Here is a 17,129-nt window from a genome sequence, read left to right on the forward strand (position 1 = left end):
TTTGCACTTTAATTGTGTCTTTAACACAAATGAATACACTTGTAGCTGAACATATACCATGAAACCCCTAATTTTTACTTTAAGTATTTTTTTGTTATGCGCCCTTGGCGCACATGCCCAAACGGCCCGCGATATTAGCGGTACCATTGCCGATACCACCAAACTGAGTTTGCCCGGCAGCAGTGTAAAACTGGTGAACGATGCCGGCGATAGTTCATTAACCGTTGCCGATGCTAATGGTAAATTCAGGTTTGCGGGTGTTAAAGGCAGTAAAATAACGCTCACCATATCGTCAATTGGGTTTACAGCCATAAAAAAACACTTTGCTTTGGAGGATAATACCAAGCCGGTAGATTTAGGTTTGATATTGTTAAAGGCCGAAACAAATTTGCTTGGCCAGGTAAACATTATAGGAGCCGCCAATCCCATTACCCTTAAAGAGGATACGGTAATATACAACGCGGCTGCTTACAAGGTACGCGCCAACGCGCCCACCGAAGATTTGATAAAAAAGCTGCCCGGTGTGGATGTGGATGTAAACGGCAATATTACCACGCAGGGCAAACAGGTTACCAAGGTGCGGATAAACGGGAAGGATTATATGGGCGGCGATGTGCAAAGCGCCACCAAAAACCTGCCTGCCGATATCATTGAAAACATACAGATGATTGATGATTACGGCGACCAGGCCAACCTTACCGGCATTAAAACCGGCGACCCTACCAAAGTAATGAACATTACCATCAGGAAAGATAAAAACTATGGCTATACCGCCCAGGCTACTGCAGGCGATGGCCGCGATGCCTTGCCACAAGACCAGGGCGTGCCCAATAAAAACCGATACATAGGATCATTAAATATTTTCAATTTTCACGGCGATCAGCAATTTGCGGTGCAGGGAAGTATCAATAACACCAATGTTAATACCTTCTCGTTCGGCACCACAGGTGGTGGTGGCGGTGGTGGTTTTGGCGGCGGTGGTGGCCGTGGCAATGCAGGCCGTGGCGGTGGCGGCGGCGGAAGCCTTATTACCGCTCAAAATGGTTTAACCGATGCAAAATCAATAGGCGTAAACTTTCGCGATCAGTGGGGCAAAAACCTGGCGGTATATGGCAGCTATAGCTTTGCGGATAATACCACAAGCACCAATAACAATATTTTTCAGCAAAATACCTCGGCAGCTAACCCAAGCGAGCAGCACCAGTTAAGCCTCGAAAAAGATCAGAATATTAATCACCGCTTTAACTGGAACATGGAGTATAAGCCGGATACTGTTAATTACTTAAAGGTGGTGCCATCTTTTTCATACGGCAGCACCAATACCAACGAATCGGATAGTGTAAACCTTACCCGCAAAGGCACACTTGCCTCGGCATACACCTCTACCACCAATGGCGATTCGCAATCGCCTAATTACGGTATTACGGCATTGTATAACCATCGGTTTCCGCATCGCCGTAACCTGAGCATTTTTGCATCGGCAAGCTCGGCGCCAACCACATCATATCAAAACCCTATTTATAATTTTGTTCCGGGTACACAGCAAACCGCTCCCGAAAACCAGATTATTAATACTTATAGCCGTACCAATAGTGTTGGCGTAAACCTGTCATACCTTGAGCCATTGGGCACACGGTCGTATTTAGAGCTTAATTACTCCGTAAATCATTCGGCAACGGTAAATAATAAGGAAACAGATACACTAAGCAACGCCCAAACCTGGAATGTGTATGATTTGCTGTCGAACAAATTTGACTATACGTTTACTACCAATAAGGTTGGCTTAAACTATCGGTTCATCGAGAAAAAGTATAACTATACTTTAGGCTTAGCGGTGCAGCCTTCAACCTTAGATGGCCACTCCGTGTCAAACAATACCATCCCGGATACGCATAAAAACACCTTTAATATTATACCTACTGCCCGTTATATTTATAATTTTTCGCGCAGCAAAACATTCGCGGTTAACTATAACGGCTCAAACGCGGCGCCAAGCTTTACGCAGTTGCAGCCGGTTATCGATTTTTCGAACGCGCTGTACCCGGTTCAGGGTAACCCATACCTGAAGCCGGCGTTTACCAACAATATATCTATCAGGTATAACAACTTTAGCTTTACAACGGGTAATGTGTTTTTTGCCAACTTTACTTACCAAAACATATCTAACCAGGTTGTAACTAATACCATTACATCAAACACCTCAAACAGGATATTTACCCAATACCTGAATGCCGATGGCTTTTATAATTTTACCGGCCGGGTTACTTACTCCAAACCATGGGCCGAGCGCAAATATTCAGTTACACTTAATGGTACCGCCCAATATAATAATAACGTAGGCTACTTAACCAGCCTGACCGACCTTGACCCGCTGGCGGCCACGCCTGATCAGATAGCTGCTGCACAACAAAAAAACATTGCTAAAAACCTGGTATTTACACCCGAAATTCGCTTCAGGGTAGATTTACCAAATATCATCGACGCGCAAATTTTAACCAACTATACCATCAACAGAACAACCAACTCGGTAAAGAATGATATTAACGATGGTTTAACTAATATCAGAACCTGGAACATTGGCCTTAACGGGAAAAACTATTTTGGCGATTGGGTATTTAGCTACGATTATACCAAGGCAACCAATTACGGTTATGCTTCAATCATTAAAGTAACTAACCCTAATATTTTAAATATGTATGTGGAACGCCGGTTCTTAAAAAACAAGGTAGCTACCCTGCGGCTATCGGCTTTCGATTTATTTAATCAAAACACCGGTTATTCATCAACCACAACAGCCAGTTCAACTACCGTATCAAACGTAAACAGGCTTGCGCGTTATTACCTGCTTACCTTTACACTGCGCCTGCAAAAATTTGCGGGTAAAGCGCCAACCCAGGACATCAGGGGCGACAGGCCGCGCGGCGAACGTGGTGGCCGCGGCGATGGCGGTGGGCCAGGTGGTGGTGGCCCCGGCGGCGGCGGCCCGGGCGGTCCGCAATAAAAGGCATAAACTAACAAGGCCCTATCCTAAACAGATGGGGCCTTGTTATATACTGTAGAATAAAAATTTAATGTTTATTAACTCATCAGCACCTTGCTGATAACCTTTTCCAATTCCTCCAGGTCAAACGGTTTGGCCAGGTAGGTTTGGGCACCGGCATTGCTGGCCAGGATCTGGATATCGCTATTGGCCGAAAAGTAAATTACCGGGATGTTTTTTAACTCTTCGGATTTTTTTAACGTTTGGGTGGCAATAATGCCGCCGGCATCGGGAATCCAGTTATCCATGAGTATAACATCCGGTAAAACGCGCGATACTTTTTCGGTTATATTATTGCAATCGGTGAAAGTAAAAACCTCCCAGCCTTGCTCTTCTAAAATATAACTACATATAGAAAGGATGTCTTCGTCATCATCAAAAATGATGATCTTTTTATTCGGGTCTCTCATGCGGATAGTGCAAGTGAAAATATAGTTTATTTTTAATAAAAGCAAATAAATTTAGGTTCTAATTAAATTAGGTCTTAGCACGTAGTATGGCACTTTTTCGGGTGTATAATCCGGTCAGTTTAATGGTGCTTAGCGCCGGCGCCCAACATTATCCGGCACCTTTGTGTACCAAATACACGTAAATTGTTGGTTACTTAATAATTTATGCAGTTATATCTCAAAAACAATAATAAATTTACTCAACCAATTGCCTTCCGGCCTTTTCAAAACCTGTTTTGGATTATGTATAACCCGTTAAATATTTGTTTGATGAATAAACATGTCATTTCGTTTTTCTCGGCGGCAGCGCTGATGTGTACTGCTACCATAGCATCAGCTCAAAAAACAACAGCGGCAAGTCTTTGGCTTACCAAAGCCGATAGGTCGGCATTGTTTGCTAAACAAAAAGAAGCGCTGGAGTTTAAGGCAGAGGGCAAGCCCAGTGATATTACCATTACGGTGAATGATAAGCAAACTTACCAGCCCATTGATGGTTTTGGCTTCGCGCTTACCGGTGGCAGCGCCATGCATATCATCCGCATGAATGCCGATAGCCGCGCCGCGCTGTTAAAAAATCTGTTTGCCGTTAATGACAACAACATTGGTGTAAGCTATTTGCGGTTGAGCATAGGCGCGTCGGATTTAAATGAAAAAGTTTTCTCGTACGATGACATGCCCGCCGGCCAAACCGACCCTACATTAAAACACTTTGACCTTGGTCCCGATAAGCAGGACGTAATACCGGTGATGAAACAGATACTGGCCATTAACCCGTCAATAAAAATATTGGGTTCGCCATGGTCGCCCCCGGCATGGATGAAAACCAACAACGATACCCGCGGCGGCAGGCTAAAGCCCGAATATTGGGGAACCTACGCCAGGTACCTTGTAAAATACATACAGGAGATGAAAGCGCAGGGCATAAATATAGATGCCATTACCGTACAAAACGAGCCTTTACACCCCGGCAATAATCCCAGCTTATTGCTGGTTGCCCCTGATGAAGGTGCTTTTATCAAAAATAACTTAGGCCCTGCCTTTAAAGCAGCAGGCATCAAAACAAAAATTATTTTGTACGATCATAACTGCGACAGGCCCGATTACCCAATTTCGATATTAAATGATAAGGAGGCCGCCAAATATATTGATGGCTCGGGTTTTCACTTATATGGCGGCGATATAAGCGCCCTAAGCACCGTACACAATGCCCACCCCGAAAAGAACGTTTACTTTACCGAGCAGATGGTTGTTGAGCCCGAAAACGAATCGACCATTGATATGAGGTGGCCGTTAAAGCACCTGATTATTGGCGCAACCCGCAACTGGAGCCGCAACGTACTGGAATGGAACCTGGCTGCCGACCAGGATTATAAACCTTATACCGATAGGGGAGGCTGCCCATCATGCCAGGGCGCGGTTACCATCAATAAAAACGAGGTAAAAAAAAATGTGGCTTACTATACAATTGCGCATGCATCAAAATTTGTGAGGCCGGGTTCGGTGCGCATAGCATCAAACAACCTGGATAAATTGCCAAACGTGGCTTTTAAAACGCCCGATGGCAAAAAGGTTTTAATTGTGGCCAATACCAGCGAAGCCGCGCAGGATTTTGATATCAGCTACGCGGGCAAAACGCTTGCCGCTCATTTGGATAAAGGCTCTGTTGGTACTTATACCTGGTAAAATTAGAATCAAGAATTAAGAGTCAAGAATCAAGAAAAAGACAAGTAACAGCCTTTTGAGCTTATCTTGATTCTTGACTCTCATAATAATAAATGTTTATAATAATCGCTAATAGCATGTTAACAAAATCTGTTAAAAATATATTTTCTTTTAAAGGCCTGTTGGTATTGGCCGCGGCATCTTTTATATCGGTACAAAGCCAGGCACAACAGGGCTTTTTAAAGGCCGACGGTAAAAAAATAACCGACGAAAAAGGCAAAAACGTGCTGCTGCGCGGCATGGGCCTTGGCGGCTGGATGCTGCAGGAGGGTTATATGCTGCATGTAACCAAAGATAGCCGCCAATACCGCATCCGCGAGCGGCTGGAGGAGCTGATGGGCCCGGTAGAAACCAAAGAGTTTTACGATACCTGGCTGGCCAACAACACCCGCAAAATTGATGTGGATTCGATGCATCGATGGGGCTTTAACTCGGTTAGGCTGCCCATGCATTATAACCTGTATACCCTGCCTATCGAAAAAGAACCCGTTGCCGGGAAAAATACCTGGATAGATAAAGGCTTTAAAATGACCGATGACTTGCTGGCCTGGTGTAAAGCCAACCACATGTACCTGATACTTGATTTGCATGCTACGCCGGGCGGCCAGGGTAACGACCTGAACATATCCGACAGGAATACAGATAACCCATCGCTATGGGATAGCGAGGCCAACAAGCAAAAAATGATTGCCCTTTGGCATAAACTGGCCGACAGGTATAAAAACGAACCCCACATAGCCGGTTACGATATTATTAACGAACCCAACTTTGGTTTTGATGATCCGGCGAATGACAGGAACGGACTGAAGGAAAAAACCAACGCCCCGCTAAGAAAACTGATGGTTGATATTACCACGGCTATACGCCAGGTTGATAAAAAACACATTATTATCATTGAAGGTAATGGCTGGGGCAACAACTACAACGGCATTTTGCCGGCCTGGGATAAAAACATGGTGCTTAGCTTTCACAAATACTGGAACTATAACGACCAAAAATCGGTAGAACATATTGTAAAAACACGCGACCAGTACAACATACCCGTGTGGCTTGGCGAAACGGGCGAAAACTCCAACGTGTGGCTAACCGAAGCCATTGGCCTGTTAGAGAAAAATAATATTGGTTGGGCGCTTTGGCCGTTGAAAAAGATGGGCAACAACAACCCTATCGAGATACCATCGAACCCGAATTATGATGATGTTACCAACTACCTTAATACCGGCCGAAACAAGCCCAAGGAGAGTAATGTATACAGCGGTACTTTGGAAATGGCCACTTACGCCAAACTGGAAAATGCCATTATTCATCATGATGTGATAGATGCCGTTTTCAGGCAGCCCTATACAACAGCAACAAAGCCGTTTAAGGCTAATAGGATTACTAACGGCACCATTATCAACGCGGTAGATTATGACCTTGGGCGCAACGGCTACGCCTATTTTGATACCGATACAGCCGACTACCACGTATCAACCGGTAAATATGGCAAAGGCAACAATGGGCACATGTACCGTAACGATGGGGTAGATATCGCCAAAGATTCTGCCGCGTACAACAGCTATTATGTAACCGATATTGAAAAAGGCGAATGGCTGCAATACACGCTGAAAGCAGCAGCACCCGGTACCTACACCGTAAAGCTTAAAGTTGCGGCAGCTGCCAATGATGGCAAAATAACCCTGGATGTTAACGGAGTTAAACAATCTATCGATATCCCCGCCACTGGAGGCTTTAAAAAATGGCAAGTTATCGAACTAAAAAACATTAAGCTAAAAGCCGGCAGTAATAAAGTAAGGGTTTATGCAGATATGGGCGGGTTTAACCTGCATTGGATGAAGTTTGATAAAGGGAAGTAGCGGGTCGCCTGTGCCGTTTAAAAACTGTTTAAAGCTGAAAAAAATCGTTATGACGTGCAAGGGATATAGTTAAACGAATGCTCTAAACTACCGTCATTGCGAGGTACGAAGCAATCCCGAACTATGTGGGACTTAGCATGTAGGGGATTGCTTCGTACCTCGCAATGACATAACGCAATGCAAGGCTATTGTTTGTAAATCAGTACCCCTATCTCACCGGCTCATACAATCCTAAGCTTTTTGATTTTCTGTATACTACTTGCCATAAGTGGTTTTTGCGTGCCCTGAATGACGCCGCGCAGCCGTTAAGGTAAAACTCCCACATACGGTAAAAGGTATCGTCATATTTATCCTTTATCTCCGGCCAGGTGCGTTTAAAGTTGTGCAGCCATTCCATACAGGTGCGGTCATAGTAAACGCCAAAGTTATGCCAGTCCTCTAAAGTGAACAAGCCCATGGCCGCGGTACTAATTTGCGGCGGCGATGGCAACATACCGTTAGGGAAAATATATTTATCTATCCAGGGGTCTGTTTTTGTTTGCGAAAAATTGCCGCCTATGGTGTGTAACAGGAATATACCATCGTCATCCATACAGCGGGCGGCCACTTCCATTAAACTGCGGTAATTTTTGTAACCAACGTGCTCCATTAAGCCAACACTGGCAACGCGGTCAAACTTTTCATTTATATCCCGGTAATCCATTAACCTAATCTCGACAGGTAAGCCTTTAGTGGCCTCGCGGGCCAGGTTAACCTGCTCTTCAGAAATATTAACACCAACCACGCTTACGCCATATCTTTCGGCTGCAAATTTAGCTAAGCCTCCCCATCCGCACCCTAAATCTAACATGCGCATTCCCGGTTCCAGCTTCAGTTTCCGGCACACCAGGTCGAGCTTGGCTTCCTGTGCTTCATCAAGCGTTTGGGCTGTTTTCCAATAACCGCAGGTATATATCATACGCTTATCCAGCATACCCTTGTAAAGATCATTGCCTATATTATAATGCATATGCGCAACCTTTTTAGACTTTGTCTTGGTTTGCATGTTAAGGTATTTGGCTTTAAGCGCGAATTTTACGGTATTAAAGTTTTTGGGGATTAATTTATCAATCCGGTAATACATCATTCTGTAAAAAAACTCGTCTAAGGCAGGGCATTCCCACCAGCCATCCATATACGATTCGCCAAAGCCTATCATTCCATCGCTAAGCAATCTGTCATAGGTTCTTTCATCATTTACCTTAATATCCCAGGGGTTATCACCGTTTATTTTTATATCGCCCCCGGCAAACATTTTTTCAAAAATTTCTTTTGACGAACTCATACGGTAGTATTTTAAGTTTTGGGGTGAAGATATCTTTTTTCTGACATTAACGCAAGGTTGCCCATGCCGGCATCACTCAATAATTTAGTAGCCAGGCCTGTTTACCTTCTTTCACATCATATTTATATACACCTCCATGCATCCCTATATATAATACATCATCTTTTGCCACAATCGAGTTAACGTAAAGGCCATATGCCCAAATCCCATCTTCAATTAGGGTGTATTTTTGTGGGATTTTATCAATTTTCAAGATGCTGTTTGATGTTGCAATATAGAAGTTGCCGAGGTTATCCAACGTAATGGCCTCGGGTGCCTTAGGTAATGCCAAATAGGAACTTGCTTTCCATTTGCCGTTTTTCTTTTCGATACTTATGATGCTACCTTCCGATAACCCCATATGATAAAGGCCTTGTATGGCGTAGTTGTGGCTATCTCTTTGAATGAACTGTACCACCTCGTCATTAGATATTTTGTAATGCTTTTTACCATCGGTTGCAAACCAGTAAAGGCTACCGCCCCATTCGCCACGATTGAATCCAACTAAAAAGCCATCATCAACTTTCAGATAGCAAACATCACCAATTGCGTTAATTTTATCTTCTTCGTTAACCTGTACCTTGAATGGCAGGTCGCCAATAGTTCCGTTTTCCTTTTTTTCGGCAACTAATACTTCGTCGTTTTTTATGGAAACAGTCCATTCCTTAGGCGAATAATTGTATTTTACGATTGAATCATCTTTGGTTTGAACTGGATAACTGTGCCAGTTTTTGATTAAATCCATATTTTCCTGGGAGTAACAGGAAGAGCAACCGAAAAGCATAAACACTAAGAATAGGCGACCAAGCATATTGATACTTTATTTTTTAATACTCACCTCTGTAATAGCCGTCCGGCGGGTGGCGGTATAAACAACGCCGTTTACCATTTCGTACCCGGTAGAAACGCTTTGCGAGTAACGTTTTAGAATAATCCCTGTAAGGTTATCTATCAATATCGATCCGTTAATGCGGCTATTTAAATTGCCGCCCAAAACCGATGTTTTGTAGGTTATGGTTGTGGTGCGCCCGCTTACCGCGTAAATAGTATAACTGGTTTCGGCAGCTTTGGAGGCATCCGTCCATGCATATCCTTTTTTTAATGTTGGGTTTACCGGGAAATCGACCATAAACTGCAGGGTGCTACCGGGTAACAAACGCTCGGGCTGAATGCCGGTGAACGACAATAGCGTATCATCTACCGATACCGGGCGTTTTAAATTCAATACTTCGCCTTTATGATTTACAGAAACCACCGGGCGGGTATTCACTATTTTTTGTAAGCCGGAGTGAATGATTGAATTTGGATCGCCTGGTTTGGCCGAGTTGTATACCAGGTTTTGGTCCATTGCATTTACCGTATCAATCAACTTATCGGTTGTGATGGTAACAGAGGCACTTTTTTCGGTTGCATCTGTTACTTTATAGGTTTTAACAATGTATGAAACCGAGCCAACATGCAGTGTTTGGCCACCCCGTTGTAAAACACAATTTGATTTGGTGATCACCTGCCGTTGAAATTCATCGCCTGCTTTAAATCTAATCTGCGCACAGGTAACACTGCCAATAAATGTTAGTGTTATAATAAATATATATTTTAAATATACCATGATTACTATATGGCCTATTACTAAGCCATCCTGTTTTATTTTATAACTGATTTAGATTTAACTTTTTTTGCGCCTTTGGGGCTGCCTGCTTTGCTCTCTTTTGCGGCCGTTGTAATCAGCTTAAAATTGGCGTTTTCAGGAATCCCCGGGCTGGGCCATGGCTCTAATCCGCCGCTGTTTGCGGGCAGGTTGGGGGTAACCGGGTTAAGCACCTCGGGCATAGCCGGCATTAATACGTTTGCAGGTGCGGGCTGGCCCGATGGCACCGGCTCGGCAGGTAAAGCGGGCAATTCAGGCGATGCGGGTATCGGCAATTCAGGAATAGATGTAACCGGTAAATCGCGCAGGGACTGTTTTGGTAAGGCCGGGGTTTCGGGCGCGCCGGGCATGGGAATTTCGGGCAGGTTGGTCCCAATACCCAATATAGTTGGCTGGTCGGGGGTATTTACCGCCGGCGATGTTGTTGAAATAGCAGCCAAAACGGGCATTTGTACAGGAGGCGCGGGCGGCAATGCAACCGGCGGAATATCGCTCAGGCTAAGCGAAACAGGTTTATCCAATGGAGGCTTGCCATTGGTGCCGCCTTTTACCTGGGTGCCAGGATGCAAGGGCGGTGGCACAGGCGGCGGTACATTCCAATCGGACTGATTGGTTCTGCTTTGGGCTATTGCCCGGTTCAGGCAGCAGGCAGTGGTTATAATAGTAAAAACCAGGGCCACCAGCATTTTGACGGCAGCTTTGATTTTTCTTATTTTTTTGATCAGGTATGTTTCCATTAATGATTATCTTATTTACAAAGGCGGGGCCCTGTTATAGAATGATTGATTGCTGAATTATATAATGTTAGTTGTTGACCTTTTATTGGTTTGCACCCTGCGAAACCATCCAGATTAAAGTTAGCGTTTTTTAATTTATTAGTACTTAAATCAGCATTAACAAATGCTTTCGGTACTGTGCCCGGCAAGCCGCCTGTGCCGCCTTTGTTTTTATTGTACTAATTATTTGTAAATCTACACTTTATAAGCCCTGCAAAAAATACCAATCGCTTTGTATTGTGTGCCTTTTTAATACTCCATAAAATTGTGGTATGCAAAGCTCAATAAATATAGCTGGCAACAGCAGGCTGCATTTATTGGCTGTTTAAAAACCAATTTGTTTCACTTAAAATTAAGGATATGACAACCATTTTAGAATACTTAGCTTATTGTACCCCGGTTGTTTTTGTGGTGTTGTCGCGTGTTTACAAACTAAAATTCAACAAGTTGCAGGGTACCGGTAAAATTCCTGACATCCAGGGCGCTAAGCAACGGCAAACATTGTTTTCGGTATTGGCCATACTATCAGCATTACTAATAATTGTTATACAATCGGAGTTTTTTTTTCAAAGCTGATAATTTACTATCTTTAACTGGGGCCATACACCCGGATATGAAATATTTGTTGTTGCTTTTGTTTCTTTCAATTATCCTTCCGTGTTCCGGTCAGAATATTGATAGCTTAAAAAAAATAGTGGTTGGTACATCACCAGCCCAAACGCGCTTAACCGCCGCCGAAAAAACTGTAGGTTATATAACTGCGAAGAATATAGACGAAACTTTGCCTGTTGCCCGGATAGGGCTAAACCTTGCCATGAAACTTCATGATAAAAGAGTAACCGGTTTAATGCTCAGAAGCATAGGTGCAATTTGTTTTTTAAAAGGCAATTATGATTCTACAGCTCATTATTACGATAAGGCGGTGCAAGCACTCGGCTCCATAAACCAACAGCATGTTTTGGCCGATGACTATATAGGGCTGGCAGAGGTGTATGCCAGGCAAAAAAGTTACGACAAGGCCATTGGCCTTTACAACGCGGCGATAGACCTGGCGCCTAAAACAGGCACCCGGCAAACGTTGATGTTGGCCTTACGCGGGCTTGGCCAGCTGTATGAAGCCAGGCAAAATTACCAGGAGGCGCTAACTTTTTACAGGCAATCTTTTGACATCGGCGACTCGCTTGATTTTGTAAAAAAGGCAAAGGAAAACACCTCCGAAGCTTATAGCCATAATTTTATGGGAGATGTTTTGGGCAGCATGAAACAAAAGAGTATCCAGGCGTCCGACATCTTAAAAACGATAGAAACAAAAAAAGCATTAAACGATACCCTGGCGCTTACCATTAATTATTTTAACCTGGGGCAGTTATACAAAAGCAAAAGGATGTATCCGCAGGCGCTGGATGCTTTGCAGAGTTGTTTGCAATACGCCACGCAAATAAATTATACCGACATGCAAAACAGCGCTGTTAACGAAATAGCCGATTTGTATGGACAGATGGGCGATTACAAACAATCGCTTTTCTACTTAAAAAAGCATGCCATATTAAGTACTGCCAAAAACTCAAAAACTATTGACGAACTACAAACCAAGTACGAGATAACACAGCGGGAAGATCAGTTGCTGAAACAGCAGTTTGAAATAACCAAGCGCAATTACTGGATGATAGGCATTGTTGTTTTTGTATTGCTGATGCTTTTGATAGTTTTTATTTTTTATAAGCAGGCGCAGCTAAAGCAGCGCAACGCGGCCATGCAGGCCATTATTGAAACCGAAGAAAGTGAACGCCGGCGCATTGCACAGGATTTGCATGACAGTGTAAGCCAAACCATGTCGGCAGCAAAAATTAATTTAACGGTTATTGGCGGCGAATTGCCTTTTGTAAGCGATGACCAGCGAAAGCGATTTGAAAAGGCAATAAACCTGGTTGACTATGGCTTTCGGGAGGTGCGCACCATATCGCACAACATGATGCCCTGGGCGCTTCATAAAACAGGACTGGCACAGGTGATTAAACAGTTCATTGAGAATATTGAAAACGATACCATCGCCATAAATTTTTACAGCAAAGGCTTTGAGGTTCCGTTTGACGATACCATCGAAATTATTTTGTACCGGGTTTTACAGGAGAGCGTGAACAATGTAATGAAACACGCCAACGCAAGCCGTTTAGACATCTCGCTGATTAGGGACGAGACAAACATCAGCCTTACTATTGAAGATAACGGGCTGGGCTTTGATACTGCCAACCCCGAAGCTTATAGCGGCATGGGTCTGAACAACCTGCGCTCGCGCATTAACTTTTTAAAAGGCAAAGTCGAGCTGGATTCGCAGGTTGGCAGGGGTACGCTGGTATCGGTATATGTACCGGTTAGCGGTAAGTTGTAATCCAGGGGGGAGTAGTCGGTTTTAGTTTCAGAGCCAGGAAAATAAAACATTAACATTGTGTGGCTGTCGGGCCATCGATAAATTGGCGGATAGTCTTTAGCCCAAAGTCTTAAGTTTCAAGTCAAAGAAGAAAAAATCAACTTTAGACTTACGACTTAGTACTGTTGACTTAACACCACGATATATTAAATGCCCATCTGTTTCACCACCCGCCTGTGCGCCACCTCTTTTCCTTTTTTTGATTTACTTTTTTTACGCTTGCCCAGCCAAATGATAAACCCGGTTACGGGCAACGAAGCACAGATCAGACTGGCTAAAAATGCCATGATTTTACCTGTAAGGCCCAGCACCTGGCCAACGTGCAAATCGTAATTCATGTTATTCATTTTCATGCCGGGGCTTTTTTGGGCATGGCTGGTTTTTTTGAGCATTTTGCCGGTATACTTTTCAAAAGCATACTCATCACTTTTATAATAATGCAGGCTTTGCGCGTAGGCGCTTACGCCAATAGTGCCCGAAGCAGAGGCATCATCAAACAGTAAAAACATTTCGGCCCCCGGCGATCCTGCCTGAGCGGTTTCAAAAGCTTTGTCAATCACAAAGTGTGTATCGGTTTTGCCCTTTAAAAGCGTATCAGATTTTAGCACTGCTTTTTCTTCGGGATAGGCCTTGCCAAGGTTGGCTGTGGTATATATGCTTTCTCTCATCCAGTCGAAGGCGATAGATAAGCCGGTTAATGCTAAAATAATAGCTATTCCGGTAGTGTAAAAGCCCAGTACGTTATGCAAATCGTAATTAACCCGGCGCCAGCGGCCGTTCCATTTTATGGTGAAGCTTCGCTTGCGGTCGGTTTTACGCTTAGGCCACCATAGGATGATGCCCGTTATCATGAGCACCACAAATATAATAACTGATATCCCCACTACCAGTCCGCCTATTTTGGGGGGCAATAACAGGTACAAATGGATGTATTCAACAATTATAAAAAAATTGTGCATCGGGTTTTCGGTGTGGGTAACCTTGCCGGTATAAGGGTTCAGGTATACATACAACATCCCCTTATCCTTTGGTAAATTCACCAGTACACCGGCCGGCCTGTCGGTCCCATAATAATACATATAGCTGGCCGTAGCGCCGGGGTATCCTTTTAAACCTTCGGCCTTTAGTACAGATGGCGGCAGGTAAGGCTTATGCAGGTTATCTACATGGCGATAATGGTGAACAGCATCCTGGATCTCGTCCTGGAAACAAAATATACAGCCGGTAATACTCACAATAAACACCACCAGCCCGGATATAAAACCAAGCCAACGGTGCGCAAATAGTATGCCTTTTTTAAAGGTCATCATTAAAATTTATAGGTAAATGTAAGGGCGTAGTTTCTTAATTTTTGCGGGTTAACGGTGGTATAACCTATCCAGTATTTTTGATTGGTCAGGTTATCCATCTTGACGCCTATCCGGTAGTTTTTCAGGTCGTAAAATGCAGAGGCATTAAAAATAGTGTATGCGGGCAAGGTAAATACACCCTGGCTTACGCTGTTAATAATTTTGTTATCGCTGGCGTAGTTGCCGCCAAACCCAAATCCTAAACCTTTAACGGAGCCTTTTTGCAAACGATAACTTACCCAGAAGTTGGCCAGGTATGGCGATGACGCTGTTCCCGGGCGACGGTTGGCCACATCGGCATTGGTGGTAGCATCGTACTTAGAATCGTTGTACGAGAAGCCTAATATAGCGTTCAGGCCCGCAACAGGGTTGGCAATCACCTCGGCCTCGATGCCTTTGCTCAACTGGGTGCCATCCTGGATAACCCGGTTTGGCGTAGCCGATGGTCGGGTGATATCTTTAACTTTAATATCGTAATAGCTAATGGTGCTGCTTAGCTTACCGTCAAACAAATCCAGCTTAACGCCGCCCTCAATTTGATTGGCATGCTCGGGTTTAAGTGGCTTATTATCTTCGGTAATGCCTGTTTGGTTGCGGAAACTGTTTTGGTAATTGGCAAACAAGGATACATGATCTTTAACAGGCTGATAAACCAGGCCAAATTTTGGCGAGAAAGCGGTTTGTTGATAAGCGCCGTACCTTGTTTTGGTAGTAGGATCGTAATTGCCGATATTAACAAAACGATCTACCCGCAGGGCTGCCGATGCAAGTAACTGATCGGTAATGTTAAATACGTCAGATACGTATGCACTATAGGTGTTACGGATATAGATGGCCGGGTAGGTAAAGCCATAGGTGCCGGTTGCATACATAGCATCCATCGCGGCTTTATTAAAGTTGCCATAAGTTTGGTTCCCTTTTAATGATACGGTATCAAGCGTACTCCCGAAGAAAAACTGGTTGGAGTTGTCCCTGAAAAAATCAAGCCCGCCTACAAACCTGTTCCTGAATTTACCAATCTTGAAATCACCATTAAAGTTTTGCTGAATCTCGATCATGTCATCCTTGCTTTTGCGGGTCGACTGATCATTGCGGGAAACAGAATCGCCTGGCAGCAGGTAATAGTAAGGGCCAAAACCATCAGAGTAGCTATGGGTTGAGGCAATGTTGGTACGCGAGGTCCACGAATTAGAGATCTTATATTTTACTTCGCCATAAAAATTGGTACTTCTTGATGTTTCGGTTAAATCGTTGCTCATGTACGATTGCCTGTAATCGAGCGGCAGTTCATCTGCACGGTCATGTCCCAATGCAGCTATTGAAACACCGTACGGGAAAAAGAAGATAGGCTTGCCAATACTTTTACCATAAAACAACTCGGCATCTAACGAGATACTTAACCTATCGGTAGCATTATAAATAAGGCTTGGCGCTACAGCAACCGTACGGTTAAAACCAGTGTTTTGAAAACTGCCTTCGTGGTTATAAGCTGTGTTTAAACGGAATAATACTTTTTTTTGAGCGCCGAGCGGCGTGTTAATATCGGCACTCACCCGCTGAAAATCAAAGTTACCTGCCGAGGTAGATACTTCGCCGCCAAATGAGTCATAGGGCTTTTTGGTTACGCGGTTAATTAGTCCTCCGTATGATGTAAGGCTGCTCCCGAACAAAGTGGCCGACGGGCCTTTTATAATCTCGATACGATCGATATTGGATGCATCAATCGAGCTGGTTACATTACCGGCAATGCCGTTACGTAATGTAGATTGTACTACAAAACCGCGACTGGCATAATAAGCGCCGCCATCGCCGCCGCGGCCAGTAGCTTCCCACATTTTTTGAATTCCCGGTGCGTTGCGTATGGCGTCATCAACGGAAAATACCTGTTGCTCCTGTAATAGCTGGCTGCTGATGCTATTGTAAACCGAGGCATTTTCCAGGTTGTTCAAAGGCATTTTAGATACATCAACGCTTTTGTTGCGTTTAAACTTATTGGTTTTATTGGCATTGATATTTACTTCCTGTAGGCCATGGGTAGCGTCAGACACGGTGAACTGGGGTATAACAATAGTTTTACCAGCGATAACCTCAACGGCCGTCTCCTGGCTCTGGCTGCCAACCTGTGAAACCACCAGTGTGTATTTGCCCTGCGGCGCCCTGAAGCTAAAATCGCCATCATCGTTGGTAACAGCACCATACTTGGTGCCTTTTAACATCACCGAAACATTGTCGGCAGGCTTATTGGTATTGGTAACCACATGCCCGCTAAGGGTTCCGCGATTTTGCTGGGCAAATACAGGTTTAACCATTAAAAGTAACAGGACAGGTAAAAGAACAATAGAAAATAGTTTGTAAAAGTAGGGTTGAAGTAGATTCATTTTTATTTAGACTAATTATAAATAATGGCCAAAAGTAATCCATTATGGCAATTCATCCAAATTTATTTAGAAAGATTCTAAAGAAGTGTCAAGTAGTAAGTATCAAGTATCAAGACGGCT

Annotated in this window: 12 protein-coding genes; 5 read left to right on the forward strand and 7 right to left on the reverse strand. The window is 43.9% G+C overall.

Annotated elements, in window-relative coordinates:
* Positions 1-58 precede the first annotated feature (58 nt).
* Positions 59-3,001: a TonB-dependent receptor gene (locus AC1RM2_RS17205; protein WP_492986420.1), complete on the forward strand. Its 2,943-nt coding sequence runs from the start codon at positions 59-61 to the stop codon at positions 2,999-3,001.
* A gap of 77 nt (positions 3,002-3,078) precedes the next feature.
* Here the strand turns inward: AC1RM2_RS17205 and AC1RM2_RS17210 are convergent, their stop codons facing one another.
* The gene (locus tag AC1RM2_RS17210) at positions 3,079-3,450 is read right to left on the reverse strand and encodes a response regulator (RefSeq protein ID WP_492986421.1); all 372 of its coding nucleotides are present in this window, start codon (positions 3,448-3,450) and stop codon (positions 3,079-3,081) included.
* Positions 3,451-3,759: 309 nt separating this feature from the next.
* Between AC1RM2_RS17210 and AC1RM2_RS17215 the strand changes: the two genes are divergently transcribed.
* Together AC1RM2_RS17215 and AC1RM2_RS17220 are read left to right on the forward strand one after the other, a co-directional pair.
* Positions 3,760-5,172 carry a glycoside hydrolase family 30 protein gene (locus tag AC1RM2_RS17215; RefSeq protein ID WP_492986422.1) on the forward strand — a complete coding sequence of 471 codons (1,413 nt, stop codon included), beginning with the start codon at positions 3,760-3,762 and terminating at the stop codon, positions 5,170-5,172.
* 116 nt (positions 5,173-5,288) lie between these two features.
* Positions 5,289-7,067, forward strand: a complete 1,779-nt coding sequence (locus AC1RM2_RS17220; protein ID WP_492986423.1) for a cellulase family glycosylhydrolase — start codon at positions 5,289-5,291, stop codon at positions 7,065-7,067.
* Between the two features lie 208 nt (positions 7,068-7,275).
* Here AC1RM2_RS17220 and cfa read toward each other — a convergent pair whose 3' ends face one another.
* The 4 genes from cfa to AC1RM2_RS17240 all read right to left on the reverse strand — a co-directional run bounded on the left by cfa (position 7,276) and on the right by AC1RM2_RS17240 (position 10,815).
* Positions 7,276-8,391, reverse strand: coding sequence for a cyclopropane fatty acyl phospholipid synthase (gene cfa / locus AC1RM2_RS17225; RefSeq protein ID WP_492986424.1), 1,116 nt, complete (start codon positions 8,389-8,391; stop codon positions 7,276-7,278).
* A 76-nt stretch (positions 8,392-8,467) separates the two neighbouring features.
* Positions 8,468-9,175, reverse strand: coding sequence for a hypothetical protein (locus tag AC1RM2_RS17230; protein ID WP_492986425.1), 708 nt, complete (start codon positions 9,173-9,175; stop codon positions 8,468-8,470).
* A gap of 75 nt (positions 9,176-9,250) precedes the next feature.
* Positions 9,251-10,039 (reverse strand): hypothetical protein, encoded by a 789-nt coding sequence (locus AC1RM2_RS17235; protein ID WP_492986426.1) that lies wholly within the window; start codon positions 10,037-10,039, stop codon positions 9,251-9,253.
* A 35-nt stretch (positions 10,040-10,074) separates the two neighbouring features.
* Positions 10,075-10,815 carry a hypothetical protein gene (locus tag AC1RM2_RS17240; protein WP_492986427.1) on the reverse strand — a complete coding sequence of 247 codons (741 nt, stop codon included), beginning with the start codon at positions 10,813-10,815 and terminating at the stop codon, positions 10,075-10,077.
* Between the two features lie 399 nt (positions 10,816-11,214).
* On the opposite strand from AC1RM2_RS17240, the gene AC1RM2_RS17245 reads away from it, so the two are divergent.
* Both AC1RM2_RS17245 and AC1RM2_RS17250 read left to right on the forward strand, forming a co-directional pair.
* A complete protein-coding gene (locus AC1RM2_RS17245; RefSeq protein WP_477354417.1) occupies positions 11,215-11,430 on the forward strand; it encodes a hypothetical protein in 216 nt (71 codons plus the stop codon).
* A gap of 37 nt (positions 11,431-11,467) precedes the next feature.
* Positions 11,468-13,243 (forward strand): tetratricopeptide repeat-containing sensor histidine kinase, encoded by a 1,776-nt coding sequence (locus AC1RM2_RS17250; protein ID WP_492986428.1) that lies wholly within the window; start codon positions 11,468-11,470, stop codon positions 13,241-13,243.
* Positions 13,244-13,428: 185 nt separating this feature from the next.
* Here AC1RM2_RS17250 and AC1RM2_RS17255 read toward each other — a convergent pair whose 3' ends face one another.
* Both AC1RM2_RS17255 and AC1RM2_RS17260 read right to left on the reverse strand, forming a co-directional pair.
* Complete coding sequence (locus AC1RM2_RS17255; RefSeq protein ID WP_492986429.1) at positions 13,429-14,592, reverse strand: PepSY-associated TM helix domain-containing protein; 1,164 nt, start codon at positions 14,590-14,592, stop codon at positions 13,429-13,431.
* Positions 14,592-17,009: a TonB-dependent siderophore receptor gene (locus tag AC1RM2_RS17260; protein WP_492986430.1), complete on the reverse strand. Its 2,418-nt coding sequence runs from the start codon at positions 17,007-17,009 to the stop codon at positions 14,592-14,594. Before AC1RM2_RS17260 ends, AC1RM2_RS17255 begins: the two co-directional genes overlap by 1 nt.
* Between the last annotated feature and the right edge of the window lie 120 nt (positions 17,010-17,129).

The organism is Mucilaginibacter sp. GW822-FHT03E02, from assembly GCF_058801545.1.

Coding starts and splice junctions, on each gene's coding strand:
- AC1RM2_RS17205 (WP_492986420.1), top strand. CDS start 59: ATGAAACCCCTAATTTTTACTTTAAGTATTTTTTTGTTATGCGCCCTT.
- AC1RM2_RS17210 (WP_492986421.1), bottom strand. CDS start 3,450: ATGAGAGACCCGAATAAAAAGATCATCATTTTTGATGATGACGAAGAC.
- AC1RM2_RS17215 (WP_492986422.1), top strand. CDS start 3,760: ATGAATAAACATGTCATTTCGTTTTTCTCGGCGGCAGCGCTGATGTGT.
- AC1RM2_RS17220 (WP_492986423.1), top strand. CDS start 5,289: ATGTTAACAAAATCTGTTAAAAATATATTTTCTTTTAAAGGCCTGTTG.
- cfa (WP_492986424.1), bottom strand. CDS start 8,391: ATGAGTTCGTCAAAAGAAATTTTTGAAAAAATGTTTGCCGGGGGCGAT.
- AC1RM2_RS17230 (WP_492986425.1), bottom strand. CDS start 9,175: ATGGATTTAATCAAAAACTGGCACAGTTATCCAGTTCAAACCAAAGAT.
- AC1RM2_RS17235 (WP_492986426.1), bottom strand. CDS start 10,039: ATGGTATATTTAAAATATATATTTATTATAACACTAACATTTATTGGC.
- AC1RM2_RS17240 (WP_492986427.1), bottom strand. CDS start 10,815: ATGGAAACATACCTGATCAAAAAAATAAGAAAAATCAAAGCTGCCGTC.
- AC1RM2_RS17245 (WP_477354417.1), top strand. CDS start 11,215: ATGACAACCATTTTAGAATACTTAGCTTATTGTACCCCGGTTGTTTTT.
- AC1RM2_RS17250 (WP_492986428.1), top strand. CDS start 11,468: ATGAAATATTTGTTGTTGCTTTTGTTTCTTTCAATTATCCTTCCGTGT.
- AC1RM2_RS17255 (WP_492986429.1), bottom strand. CDS start 14,592: ATGATGACCTTTAAAAAAGGCATACTATTTGCGCACCGTTGGCTTGGT.
- AC1RM2_RS17260 (WP_492986430.1), bottom strand. CDS start 17,009: ATGAATCTACTTCAACCCTACTTTTACAAACTATTTTCTATTGTTCTT.